This is a genomic window from Streptomyces sp. NPDC002055 (genome assembly GCF_040296705.1).
In the GTDB taxonomy this organism is placed as follows: domain Bacteria; phylum Actinomycetota; class Actinomycetes; order Streptomycetales; family Streptomycetaceae; genus Streptomyces.
The window spans coordinates 1-12,862 of record NZ_JBEOXS010000038.1 but is presented as its reverse complement, the minus strand read 5'-3'; the positions used below and the strand labels follow the sequence as shown (position 1 = coordinate 12,862).

Here is a 12,862-nt window from a genome sequence, read left to right as displayed (position 1 = left end):
ACAACCCGACGGTGACAGCCAAGATCATTTATATCCTTTGGCCGAAACCCTCCGTGTTGCCTTCGTGACTCAACTGTGCGATGCGGCAAGACTTTTGATTCAGCATCAGGCTCTGGGTGGGCGCGGGAGGACCGTTGCGATCCGGCCGCCGCGACCACGCCATTGGCCTGCCCACCAGGCAATTGCCATGAGCGCGGCACCCGATCGAGGGCCGTGGGCCGGGCGTCCCGGCCGGTGCGGGCGGACCGGCGAACGGGTCCGCTCCGGATGCTGTGCGTTTCAGCCGCGCCATCCAGGCGCCCGGATGTCCGAAGGGGCGCACTCGCAAGGCGGCGCGCCGCAATCACGGCGATGAGCCCGTCAAACGCCGATCGCCAGTCCGATTCCGGCCAGAACAAGGAACAAACGACCGTAGAGGGCCGAAGCGTCGTCAAAGCCCTCGACGAACCACCCGGCCGCGTACGTTCCCGGATGACCCGGCTGCCACGGAGCCGGGGGGCGATACGGTGAGTGCGTGGCGATCAACGGTGACGAGACGGCGGTAACGGTTCCGGGGGCGGCGCTGCTCATTGCGGCGGCCCCGGTCGGCAAGGGTCGTCTGATGGACCCTGCCACCGTGCTTCCGGCCCTGGCTGCGGTGCCTCCGCGGGTGCTCACCGGCACGCCCGGAGCCAGCGTCGTCGAGCTGGTGGACCCGGCCGACCCCCAGGTCGTGCTGACCCGGCTGCGCACCGCCGCCGCCTTCCCCGGACCGCTGCTGATCCACCTCATCGGGCAGCTGACGCTGGACCGCAAGCAGCAACTGCCGCACCTGGCCCTGGCACGGACCACCGCCACCACCGTGCGCTACACCGGCTTCCCCTGGCACTGGCTGGCCGCCGAACTCCAGCACCGGCCCGCCGGCAGCACGACGCTGCTGGCCGATCTGGTGGCCGACACCGCCGCGTGGTCCCGCCTCCGGGCGTTCCCCGACGCCCTGCGGGCCGACGGGGTCCGGCTGTTCGGCACCGTGGCTCCCCCGCCGGAGCGCCGGTCGGTCGCCGCCCCCGAGTACAGCCGGGCGGTCTCCGAGATCCTGCGGCCCGCCGCGTCCCGGCCGCCGCTGGAGGATCTGCACCGCCGGGCGGCGGCTATGGCCGGGCTCCTCGACGGCACGCATCTGATGCTGGGTGAGGACGGTGGCGCCGGGGCGTACGGGGCCGCGGGCTCCTTCCCGGCGCCGACTGCCGCCACGGCGCCCCCGTCGGCCCCCGGCACGGCGTTCTCCGTGGCTCACGGCCCGGGGCCGGCTTCCGGGTACGCCGCGGCCCCGGGAAGCACCAACGGCACGGAGGCCACCGGGGGCGCGGGCACCGGGGCATACCTCCAGGGCGGCGGCACGGACGGTGCGGCCGGGAGCAACCCCGGGGTGAACGGCCGGAGTCCGAACGGGCAGAGCGTGAGCGGGCAGGGCGTGAGCGGGGAGAGCCTGAGCAGCCAGGGTGCGAGCGGCCAGGCCCCGGACGGCCGGGGCGGCGCGCAGGGCCGGGGCACCGACGGACACGGGGCGGCGTATGCCTCGTCCGCGCCGGCCCAACCCGTACCCGCACAGCCCGTACCGGCCCAGCCCCTGCCCGCCCAGCCCGTACCCACGCAACCCGTCCCGGCACAGCCCGCGCCGACCCAACCCGCCCCGTACGGCGGCACGTCGGCTCCGCGGCAGCCTCAGCACACCGGGGCCCATCCGTCGGCGGCGAGCGCGGCTCACACCACCGCCGCCCCGGCACCGGCCGCACCCGCGTATCCGCGCGCCGGCAGCGGCGCGGCGAGCCCCGGCACCGGCGTCCCGGTCCAGGCCCCGGCGCCCGTGCAGCACCCTCCGCGGCCGGCCGCGGATCCCGACCCGCACCCGGCGATCCTCGCCGCGGCGCGTGAGGGGCGGCACGGTGAGGCGGCGGCGATGGCCGCCGCCTGGGAGCAGCAGGCGCTCCGGCTGTACGGCGCGGCGTCCGCGGAGGCCGTGCACTGGCTGGAGGTGCGGGCCGATCTCGCCCGTCTCGCCGGTGACTTCGTCCGGTCCTGCGAGCTCTGGACGGCCGCGGCCTCGGCCCGTATGCAGCGGGGCGAGCCCCCGGAGGCGGCGGACGTGGTGGCCGCCGTGGACCGCGCGCACCACTGCTGGGAGCAGGTGGCGGACCCGGCCGCGGCCCGCGGGCTGGCGCACCACCTGCTGGAGATGCGGCGCGCGGTGCCCGGCCCCCGGCCCGGTGCGGTGCAGGCCCTGGAGCGCCGGGTGGAGTCGCTGGACGGCGTCGCCGCGGGCTGACCGCCCGTCCGGCGGTCCGCCCGGCGTGCCGCCGGCCCCGCGGCCGGAGATCCCCACACGGCGCGGCAGCGGTCAGGTCGTCGCCGTGTGTTCCTGGAGCAGGGCCCGCATCTCCGCGTGGAAGACCTCGTAGCGCGCCCGGAGGGCGTCGCCCGGCCAGTCGGCGGGCAGCAGTCCGGCGGGCAGCAGCGGGTCCGCCATCAGGTGGCGCAGGATCGCGGCGGCCGCGGTGAACTCCCCGGCCGGGTCCGGGGCCTGTTCCAGCGCGGTGTGCAGGGCGCGGGCGCGGCCGGCCCAGTCCGTCAGGTCCCACAGGGACGCGGCGAGGGCGGCCGGATCGTCGTCGGGGCGGCCGGTGAGCAGGGTGCACGGCCCGGTGACCGAGGGCGGGAGCGACCGGCGGAGGTTGGCGGGGCGCAGCCAGGTGCCCTCCCGCAGTTCGGCCAGGCGCAGCGCGGACATCTCCTGACGCAGCGCCGAGCGTTCGGCGGCGGGCCGGGGCTCGGGGGTGACCACCGCGATCTCCCAGGCACCGTCCCAGGGGCGGGTGCGGGGGCTGCGGGCGTCGTCCTGGCGGGCCTGGCGGTGCAGCAGCCGGGCGGTCAGCGCGTAGCCGCCGTCGCGCTGTTCGAGGTCGCCGGCCGCGACCATGCGGGAGAGCGCCACCCGGACGGTGCCCTCCGCGATCCCGAAGAGCCGGCCGACCCGGACCAGCGCGCGGGCCGGCAGCAGCGGCGGGTGGTGGCCGAGCAGGGTGCTGAGCACGACGGAGCGGGCGGTCAGCGGCCGCAGCCCGGTGCGTCCCGTGGCGTCCATCCGTAGCGCACCCCCGCTCTCTCTTGCCTGCTTCCGACGTCTTACATCCTTCCGACGCGCGCAGTGAAACTGTAACGTCCAGGACAGGAGCCGACCACGCCACTCCCCGGAGGTTGCCGTGAGCACCACCCATGAAGTCCTCAACCAGGCCCCGCCGCTGACCCCGTTCAGCGCGGCCGACGACCCCGCCCTACTGGAGGCGCTGCGGCGCGACGGAGCGGGCTGGGGCGAGGAGCGGATCCGGGAGCTGGGCGCGCTGGCCGGCTCGGACGAGGTGCAGGAGTGGGCGCGGGCCGCCGAGGAACACCCGCCGCGGCTGCGCACCCACGACCGGTTCGGCCACCGGATCGACGAGGTCGAGTTCCACCCCGCCTGGCACCGGCTGATGACCGTCGCCGTGGAGAACGGGCTGCACGCCGCGCCCTGGACCGAGTCGCGGGCGGGCGCGCATCTCTTCCGCGCCGCCCAGTTCTACGTCTGGTCGCAGGCCGAGGCGGGCCACGGCTGTCCCGTCTCCATGACGTACGCGGCGGTACCCGCGCTGCGCGCCCAGCCGGAGTTGGCCGCGGTGTACGAGCCGCTGCTGGCGGCCCGCAGGTACGACTACGGGCTGCGGCCGCCGCTGGAGAAGTCCGGGCTGATCGCCGGCATGTCGATGACGGAGAAGCAGGGCGGCTCGGACGTACGGGCCAACACCACGCAGGCGGTCCCGGCCGGCGACGGCACCTACCGGCTCACCGGGCACAAGTGGTTCACCTCCGCCCCGATGAGCGATGTGTTCCTGGTGCTGGCGCAGACGGCCGAGGGGCTGACCTGCTTCCTGCTGCCCCGGGTGCTGCCCGACGGCACCCGGAACGCCATGCACCTCCAGCGGCTGAAGGACAAGCTGGGCAACCGCTCCAACGCCTCGTCCGAGATCGAGTACGACGGCGCGGTGGCCTGGCCGGTCGGGGAGCCGGGCCGCGGGGTGCGCACCATCGTCGAGATGGTCAACGTGACCCGGCTGGACTGTGTGATCGGCACGGCGGCGGGCATGCGGGCGGGGCTGCGCCAGGCCCTGCACCACACCGCGCACCGGCGGGCGTTCGGCGCCGAGCTGGCCGACCAGCCGCTGATGCGCAATGTCCTGGCCGACCTCGCGGTGGAGTCGGAGGCGGCGACCCTGCTGGCCATGCGGCTGGCGGCGGCCCTGGACCGTTCCCAGGCCGGGGACGCGTCCGAGGCGGCGCTGCGCCGGCTGGGCCTGGCGGTCGGCAAGTACTGGGTGTGCAAGCGGGGCAGCGCGCACGCCGCGGAGGCGCTGGAGTGCCTGGGCGGCAACGGCTACGTGGAGGAGTCCGGGATGCCGCGGCTCTACCGCGAGGCGCCGCTGCTGTCGATCTGGGAGGGCTCGGGCAATGTCGCGGCGCTCGATGTGCTGCGGGCGCTCGGCAAGGAGCCGGCCGGGCTGGACGCCCTGCTGGCGGAGGTGGACGCGGCGGCCGGTGCGGACCGCCGGCTGGACGCGGCGGTGGCCCAGGTCCGGGCGGCCCTGCCCGGGCTCGCCGATCCGGCGCGCGCCCAGCTGGACGCCCGGCGGCTGGCGGAGCGGATGGCGCTGGTGCTCCAGGGCAGTCTGCTCGTCCGGTACAGCGACCCGGCGGTCGCGGACGCGTTCTGCGCCTCCCGGCTCGGCGGGGACTGGGGCCACGCGTTCGGCACGCTCCCGGCGGGCACGGATCTGGCGCCGATCCTGGAGCGCGCCCGGCCGAAGGACGCCGGGTGAGCGTCCGCGTCGAACGGCAGGGCCCGGTCACCACCGTGGTGCTGTCCCGGCCCGCGACCCGCAACGCCGTGGACGGCGCGACGGCCCGCGAACTGGCGGACGCCTTCCGGGCGTTCGACGCCGATCCGGTGGCGCGGGTGGCGGTGCTGTGGGGCGAGGGCGGGACGTTCTGCTCCGGCGCGGACCTGAAGGCGGCCGGTACGGAAGCGGGGAACCGGGTGGAGCCGGACGGGGACGGGCCGATGGGCCCGACCCGGCTCCGGCTGACGAAGCCGGTGATCGCCGCGGTGAGCGGGCACGCCGTGGCGGGCGGGCTGGAGCTCGCGCTCTGATGCGATCTGCGGGTGGTGGAGGAGGACGCGGTGTTCGGCGTCTTCTGCCGCCGCTGGGGCGTGCCGCTGATCGACGGCGGCACGGTCCGGCTGCCGCGGCTCATCGGTGCCGCCCGGGCGATGGACCTCGTCCTCACCGGGCGCCCGGTCCCGGCCCGGGAGGCGTACGACATCGGGCTGGCCACCCGGCTGGTGCCGCCCGGGCTGGCGCGGACCGAGGCCGAGGCCCTGGCCGCGGAGATCGCCCGCTTCCCGCAGGCGTGCCTGCGGGCCGACCGGGCCTCGCTGCTGGCACAGGAGGGTCTCGGCGAGGAGGCCGCGATGGACGGCGAACTGCGCGGCGGCCGGGCCGTGTTGGCGGAGGGGCTGGAGGGTGCGGCGCGCTTCGCCCGGGGCGCGGGGCGGCACGGCGACTTCGACGCGCTGTGAGGGGCGGGGCCGGACCGCGTCTGTGAGGGGCGGGGCCGGACCGCGTCGTCGCCGCAACTCCCACTGAAGGCCCCGGAAGGCCCCGCCCTGAGGCCAACAGGCCCGGCCCGCGGACACTGCCGGCCGGGCTCAGTGAGCGAGTGACACCCGGCGCGAAAGGTCGGGCGGGCGCCCGCCCGGCTGCGCTCCATCAGCCGCGGAAGGCCCGGAGGGCGTCTCGCACCGGCACCGCGTGCCCCGTCCGGGCCCGGACGGGGCACGCGGTGACCGTGGCCCGCGAGGAGCCGGCCCGGTGCGGACCGGCGGACCCGCCGAGGGCGGGTGCGTCTCGTCGGGAATCGCTACGGCCCGGTACGCGGCTCGGGGCCCGGCCGTCGTTCCGGTCGGGCCCCGAGTGCAGCGGACGGGTCAGCGGACGGGATCAGTCGATGCCGCGCAGAATGTGCGACTCGGCTGGGTCCTCCTCGTAGCCTGCCAGCCGGATCGGCGCTGATCTGGCCCAGACATCGAGGTTGCGCACCTCCTTCATCCGCTTGTGAGGCTCCTCAGGCTCCGGGGGGAGCTGATGTCGCTTCGTCTTCTGAGGTGTCACCGCGCACACTCCTTCGCGTCGGGTGAACCGGACGTGCCGACGGAACCTCGACCGGGCGCCGGACGCCCGATGGGGCTGAGGAAAGGGCTGTTCGGACGCGGTGGCGCCGGACTACGCGACCGGGCGTGCGGCCATGGTGGATGGCGCATCCCGGGACGGGCCGAGGGTGTCGGTGCTTCCCTGAAGAGGCTGTCCGTCAGCTTCCAGAATAGCGACGATCGGCTCGCCGCGCGCGACAATTCCGGCGCGGCCGACCACGCTGCGTGCACGCCGCTGATCAGGGACTCCGTGCGCTCCGGCCCGGGCACCCGGCCGCGCCGCGTTATCCGGCCCCGGCGCGGGGCACCCGGACCCCATGGCGGATCGGCGGCCGGCCCAGGAGTCGTACTGGATGGTCTCGGCGGAGCACACCGGGTACCCGCCGCTGGGTGCCGACCTGGAGGTGGACACCGTCGTCATCGGCGGCGGCATCGCCGGGCTGTGCACGGCGTGGGAGCTGGAGCGGGCCGGACAGCGGGTGGCCCTCCTGGAGGCCGACCGGATCGGCTCCGGCGTCACCGGCTACACCTCGGCGAAGCTGACCGCGCTCCACACCCTGGTCTACGCGCGGCTGCGCAAGCGGCAGGGGGCGGAGGCCGCCCGGCTGTACGCGGAGTCGCAGCAGGACGGGGTCGAGCACGTCGGCCGGATCTGCGCCGAGCTGGGGGCCGACGCGGAGCTGGAACGGGTCCCCGCCTACACGTATCTGGAGTCGGAGGAGCGGGTCGGTGAGCTGCGGGCCGAGGCCGAGGCGGCACGGGAGGCGGGGCTGGCGGCGTCGTTCGTCACGACGACGGAGCTGCCGTTCCCCGTGGCGGGAGCGGTGCGGGTGGAGGACCAGATGCAGTTCCACCCCCGGAAGTTCCTTCTCGCGATGGCCCGGGACCTGGTCGACCGGGGCGGACTGATCTTCGAGCGGACCCGGGCGACGGAGCTGCACGACGGGGCGCGCTGCCGGGTCGGTACCGAGCACGGCGCCACGGTCGTGGCCCGGGACGCCGTCGTGGCCACGCACGGTCCGGTGTTCGACCACGCCCTGCTCTTCACCCGGCTGACGCCTCGCCGCGAGCTGGTGGTCGCCGCGCCGGTGCCCGCCGGGAGCGCCCCCATCGGCATGTACATCACGCCCGAGCGCCGCACCCGGTCGGTGCGCACCGCCCCGCTGGACGACGAGCACCGGCTGCTGATCGTCACCGGTGAGTCGTTCGAGCCCGGCACGGGGGACGCGGAGCAGCGGTTCGCAACGTTGGCCGACTGGACGCGCCGGCACTACCCGGGCGCCGCGATCACCCATCGCTGGGCGGCGCAGGACCACGACAGCGCCGACGGGCTGCCGTACGTCGGCCACTTCCACCCCGGCACCCAGCACCTCTATGTGGCGACCGGCTTCGGCGGCTGGGGGCTGAGCGGCGGGGTGATGTCCGGCCGGCTGCTGGCCGCGCACATCGCGGGCGGCCCCCGGCCGGGCTGGACGGAGCTGTACGACCCGCGGCGGCTGCCGCATCTGCGGGACGCCGCGACGCTGCTCCAGCGGCAGGCGTCCGTGGGCCGGCACTTCGTCGGCGACCGGCGGCACACCTCGTCCGTCGACTCGGCCGAGGACATCCCGCCGGGCAGCGGCGCCGTGGTGCGGCTGGGCGGGCGGCGCTGCGCCGTGTACCGCGACCCCTCCGGCGCCGCGACGGCGGTGTCCGCGCGCTGCACCCACCTGGGCTGTCTCGTGCAGTTCAACGGGGCGGAGCGGGCTTGGGAGTGCCCCTGCCACGGCTCGCGCTTCGCGGTCGACGGCTCGGTGCTGGAGGGCCCGGCGGTCCGGCCCCTGGAACCCCGGGAGCTCGGGGAGCCCGGGGAGCCCGGGGAGCTCGGGGAGTGAGCGGCGGGGCCGGGTGCTCTCGGAGCGCGGGAGGAGCGCTGAGCGGCGGGCGGGACCGGGACGCGGGCGGACGGGGGTGGCGTTCCCGGCGTTGAGGGCGGAGGGTGGAGACAGAGGATTCCCGCGGGAGCGAGGTGAACCGCCGTGCCTGCGACACCGCCGGCGGTGCAGGGTGCGCCCTGCTGGGTCAGCCTGATGGCCCACGACCTGGACGGCGCCCAGGAGTTCTACTCCTCCGTGCTGGGCTGGCAGTACAAGCCCGGCTTCCAGGGCGCGGGCAGCTACTCCGTGGCGCTCGCCCACGGGACGCCGGTGGCCGGGCTGGGGGCGATGGCCCGCACCCTGGGGTTCCCGGTGTGCTGGACGGCGTACTTCGCGGTGGACAGCGCGGACCTGGTGGCGGAGCGGATCCGGGAGCGGAGCGCCACGGTCGCGGTGGGGCCGATCGAATTCGGGAAGGGCCGGGTGGCGTGGGCCGCCGATCCGGCCGACGCGGTGTTCGGCGTCTGGGAGGGCGAGGTCGACCCGGACTGGCGGGTGAACCGGCGGGCCGGCGCCCCGGCCTGGCTGGAGCTGCGCACCCGGGATCCGTTCGCGTCGGCCCTCTTCTACGGCGAGGTGTTCGACTGGGACCGGCCGGAGGACTCCCGCATCGACGTCCGGTACGAGGACGACCGGGTGGTGCTGCGGATCGGCGGCCGCACCGTGGCCGACCTCCGGGGCGGCGGCGTCGAGGACGCCCCCGACCCGAACATCCGGCCGCAGTGGCACGTCTACTTCTGTGTGGAGGACGTCGACGCCGCGGCGGACCGGGCGCTCGCCGCGGGAGGGACGGTCGTCTCGCCACCCTCCGACGCGCACTTCGGCCGGATCGCGGAGCTGCGGGATCCCGAGGGCGGCCTGTTCCACCTCGCCCACTGAAACACGTTCCACCTTGCCCCCTTGAAACGCGCTCCACCTCGTCCGTCGGGGCTCCCCGCCGGCCGTGGCGGCCGGGAGACCGGGGTCGCCTCCCGTTCACTTCCGGCTCCGATTCCGTTCGCCCTTTTTTGTTACGGTTTCAGCGGAATGATGAGGCGCGGTTCGTTGTCGTACGGGGCGGCGCCTGAGGGCACTCGTCCCGTCCGGGCCGCAGACGCCCGGGCCGATCAGTCAACTGAACCGTCCGTGAACCGAGTTCGCCGCCGACATCGTCGCGGCCTCCCGGCAGGGGGAATCCCCAGGGGGACATCCGAAGGCCGGCACCGAGCGGCGGCACGCATCCGCCCGCCCGCGGTGTCCGCACGGAGCACCGGCCGGAACGTTATCCGCAGAACCACGAGGGGTAAGCCGACACCACATGCTCGACCGCTTGATCCGGGCCCTCGCAGAGCCGAGGCAGTCCGCGCCCGACATCCAGCTGCTCGCCAAGGCAACCGTCGCCGCGGGTGGCGCGTGGTGGCTGGCTCTGCTTCTGCCCGGGCACGACCAGCCCTACTTCGCACCGCTCGCCGCGCTGGTGGGCGTCTATCCGACCGTGCTCAGCTCGATGCGCGAGGCCGGGCGGTTCGCCGTCGGCTTCCTGCTGGGCGTGCTGCTCGCGGTCCCGGTGTCGCTGCTCTTCGGCCAGGGTCTGTGGGGGATCCTCGTCGTCGTCCCGGCGGCGCTGCTGCTGGGGACCTGGCGCAAGCTGGCGGGCCAGGGCCTTCAAGTGCCGTTCACCGCGTTGTTCGTCCTGCTGGTCGGCGGTACCGCGCCCGCGTCGTACGCCCTGCCCCGGCTCGCCGATGTGGTCATCGGCGTGACCATGGGCATCGTCGTCAACGTCGTGCTGCCGCCGCCGCTCCGCCGGGCCGAGGCCGGGGAGGCCGCCTACCGCCTGGGGCTGCGCACCGCCGAGCTGCTGCGCGACACGGCGGCCGAGATCCGGGAGGGCGCGCTGTACGGCTCGGCGCACCGCACGGAGCGGCTGCTCGCCGTGCACCGCACCACCCTGCACGTCGCCGACGCCCAGCTGACGGCCGCCGAGAGCCACCGGTTCAACGCCCGGTCACGGCTGGCCCGGCAGCATCCGCCGCTGCCCGCCCACACGGTGCTCGACTCGCTGTACGCGGCGGGTGAACAGGCGCGGGTGCTGACGCGGGAGGCGCGGCGCGGCGGTGCCGGTTCCGACCCGTCGCTGCTGAGCACCGGCTTCCGGGAGGAGTTCGGCGATCTCCTCGACCTGCTCGCCGGCCTGGCCGCCGAGTGCGGCCGGTCGGGGCAGGGCCCGTCGGAGGAGCAGCTGGAGGAGGCGTGGGCCTGCTACCGCTCGGTGCGGACGCTGGCCATGGAGACGTACGGCGTGGACGGGGAGGAAGCTCCGAACCGTCATCTCGCCCAGACCCAGCTGTGCGCGCTCGCCCTGCAGTTGCTGTTCGACCTGGTCCCGGAGTCGGCGGAGGTGACGCCGGTGGAGGCGGTGGGGGCGGCGGTGGGGGCGGCGGCCCGCTGAGGGCCGCGGCCGGACGCCGATCCGGACGCCCCGGGCCGGGGCAGCCGTCCAGCTCCGGCCCGGGGCGGCCCGGAGAGGCCCGGAGCTGGACGGCTGCCTGCCTCGCGACAGGCGGCCTGGCACGGCTTCACCTGGGAGAGCGAACAGTGACCGGGTCATGGATCAGGACTCCGGATGATGTCCGGGCTGGATGTCCCTGTGCCGGACGAGGAACGGGCACCGTGGCTTTCCCAGGGCCGGACGGAGATCTCGGGGTCCGGAGGCCGGCCCGGGCAGGTGTCCGGCCTCAACCGCCGGCCGGCCTCAACCGCTGCCCGGCCTGAACAGGTGACCGGCCCGGATCGAACCCGCCCGCACGCGGCCCGGCCCGGACCGGGCGGGAACCCGTGCCGGGACCCCGGCGACCGGGGTGCCCCGGCGCTCCGTAGATTGGGGCCATGCCTGAGATGGGGGCCATGCCTGCGGACCTGCGTCGACAGCACAGCAGCGCGTGCGAGCAGCGGCTGACGTACCCCGAGCACGGGGCCACCCTGGACGGGCCGTTCCCCTCGGGGTACTCCCGGCTGCACCACCGCGTCCGCCTCGGGGAGGGCCGGGAGCTCTTCGAACGGGCCGGGGCGCACGTCCTGGGCTGGGCCGCGCAGCGCGGCTCCGGCTTCGATGTGTATCCCGGTGATCCGGCCGAGTCCGGGGAGACGGTGCTGATCACGATCCGCGTCCCCGGGCTGCGCTTCCCGCGTCTGGTGATCCCGTGCCGTGTCGTGTGGACGCTCCACGAGGAGCGCCGCGCCGGTTTCGCCTACGGGACGCTGTCCGGTCATCCGGAGTGCGGGGAGGAGTCGTTCACCGTCGTGCTCGACGCGGAGGACGCCGTGTGGTTCGAGGTGGCGGCGTTCTCCCGGCCGGGCACCTGGTACACCCGCTGGGGAGGCCCGCTGACCCGGCTGGTGCAGCACGCCGCCGCCAGGAGCTATCTGCGCGCGGTCGTGGCCGCGGTGAACAGCCGCTGACCGGCGCGGCTCCCGGCTCCTGATCCCGCACGGCCCCGGCTCCTGATAGGGCGGGCGCCGCGCCGGGCAGGCATCGGGCATGACCGTTCTCGTCGGCACGTCCGGCTGGCAGTACCGGGACTGGCGCGACGTCCTGTACCCGCCCGGTCTGCCGCAGCGGCTGTGGCTGGAGGAGTACGCCCGGCGGTTCGCGACGGTCGAGAGCAACAGCGCCTTCTACCGGCTGCCGGCCGAGGACACCTTCGCCGCCTGGCGGGACCGGACCCCGCAGGGGTTCGTCATGGCCGTCAAGGCGAGCCGCTATCTGACCCACGTCAAGCGGCTGCGCGACCCCGAGGAGCCGGTGCGGCGGCTGATGGAGCACGCCGCGGGGCTCGGTCCGCGGCTGGGCCCGGTGCTGCTCCAACTGCCGCCCACGCTGCGGGCGGACGCCGGGGCGCTGGACGCCTGTCTGGGCTGCTTCCCGGGCGGCACCCGGGTGGCGGTCGAGCCGCGGCACCCGTCGTGGTGGACGGCGGAGGTCCGCCGGATCCTGGAGCGGCACGGCGCCGCGCTGTGCTGGGCGGACCGCGAGTCCCGGCCGGTGACACCGCTCTGGCGCACCACGGGGTGGGGCTATCTGCGCCTGCACGGGGGCCGTGCCGAGCCGTGGCCGCGCTACGGACGGCAGGCGCTGGCGGCCTGGGGGCGGCGGATCTCCGACACCTGGCCCGCGGACGCCGATGTCTTCGTCTACTTCAACAACGACACGGACGGTGCCGCCGTCCGGGACGCGGTGACCTTCGCCGCGGCGGCGTCCCGGCACGGCTGCGCGGTCAGCCGGACGCCGCCGCGGGCCCTCTCCCGGGCACCGTCCGGGCGCGGCTCCGCGCACTGATCGCGGGCGCGGGATATACCTGCGGTCGTACGGGGCCGAGGACGCTCCGCCGGACGCGGCACGCGGTCCGGGCGCACCCGCCCCGGTGCCGTCCGCCCGACCCGCGGGGCCCACGGCGCGCCCCTGTGGCGTGGGTGACGTCCGGGGCACACGGGCTCAGCCGTACCGGACGGACGGCACCGGGGGCGGCCGGGTGCCGGGCGCAGCCGGGTCTCGCCGGGCTCGGACGGGCGCCGGGACGCCGGGCACGGGACGCCGGCCGCCGGGTTCCGCCAGTAGCCCTCGAAGGGGCTGCGGCCGCGGTTGACCAGTTCGCCGATCGCCGCGTCGCCGTTCAGCAGCCGCCCGGAC

General features: G+C 75.6%; 8 protein-coding genes and 1 pseudogene. 8 read left to right on the top strand and 1 reads right to left on the bottom strand.

What is annotated here, in order from left to right; genetic code table 11:
- Nucleotides 1-514 precede the first annotated feature (514 nt).
- Nucleotides 515-2,305 (top strand): hypothetical protein, encoded by a 1,791-nt coding sequence (locus ABT112_RS22900; RefSeq protein ID WP_351512382.1) that lies wholly within the window; start codon nt 515-517, stop codon nt 2,303-2,305.
- A gap of 72 nt (nt 2,306-2,377) precedes the next feature.
- Here ABT112_RS22900 and ABT112_RS22895 read toward each other — a convergent pair whose 3' ends face one another.
- Nucleotides 2,378-3,121, bottom strand: coding sequence for a PaaX family transcriptional regulator C-terminal domain-containing protein (locus ABT112_RS22895; protein ID WP_351512380.1), 744 nt, complete (start codon nt 3,119-3,121; stop codon nt 2,378-2,380).
- Between the two features lie 118 nt (nt 3,122-3,239).
- Between ABT112_RS22895 and ABT112_RS22890 the strand changes: the two genes are divergently transcribed.
- From ABT112_RS22890 to ABT112_RS22860, 7 genes and pseudogenes are all read left to right on the top strand, one after another.
- On the top strand, nt 3,240-4,886 hold the full coding sequence (locus ABT112_RS22890; RefSeq protein ID WP_351512378.1) for an acyl-CoA dehydrogenase family protein: 1,647 nt from the start codon (nt 3,240-3,242) through the stop codon (nt 4,884-4,886).
- A pseudogene (locus tag ABT112_RS22885) lies at nt 4,883-5,647 on the top strand (crotonase/enoyl-CoA hydratase family protein). Before ABT112_RS22890 ends, ABT112_RS22885 begins: the two are co-directional and overlap by 4 nt.
- A gap of 947 nt (nt 5,648-6,594) precedes the next feature.
- Entirely contained in the window at nt 6,595-8,151 is a 1,557-nt protein-coding gene (locus tag ABT112_RS22880; RefSeq protein WP_351512377.1) for an FAD-dependent oxidoreductase, read from the top strand.
- 195 nt (nt 8,152-8,346) lie between these two features.
- Nucleotides 8,347-9,072, top strand: a complete 726-nt coding sequence (locus ABT112_RS22875) for a VOC family protein (protein ID WP_351512479.1) — start codon at nt 8,347-8,349, stop codon at nt 9,070-9,072.
- 418 nt (nt 9,073-9,490) lie between these two features.
- The gene (locus ABT112_RS22870; protein ID WP_351512375.1) at nt 9,491-10,624 is read left to right on the top strand and encodes an FUSC family protein; all 1,134 of its coding nucleotides are present in this window, start codon (nt 9,491-9,493) and stop codon (nt 10,622-10,624) included.
- A 437-nt stretch (nt 10,625-11,061) separates the two neighbouring features.
- Nucleotides 11,062-11,634 (top strand): DUF1990 domain-containing protein, encoded by a 573-nt coding sequence (locus tag ABT112_RS22865; protein ID WP_351512373.1) that lies wholly within the window; start codon nt 11,062-11,064, stop codon nt 11,632-11,634.
- Between the two features lie 79 nt (nt 11,635-11,713).
- Nucleotides 11,714-12,511, top strand: a complete 798-nt coding sequence (locus ABT112_RS22860) for a DUF72 domain-containing protein (RefSeq protein ID WP_351512371.1) — start codon at nt 11,714-11,716, stop codon at nt 12,509-12,511.
- Nucleotides 12,512-12,862 lie beyond the last annotated feature (351 nt).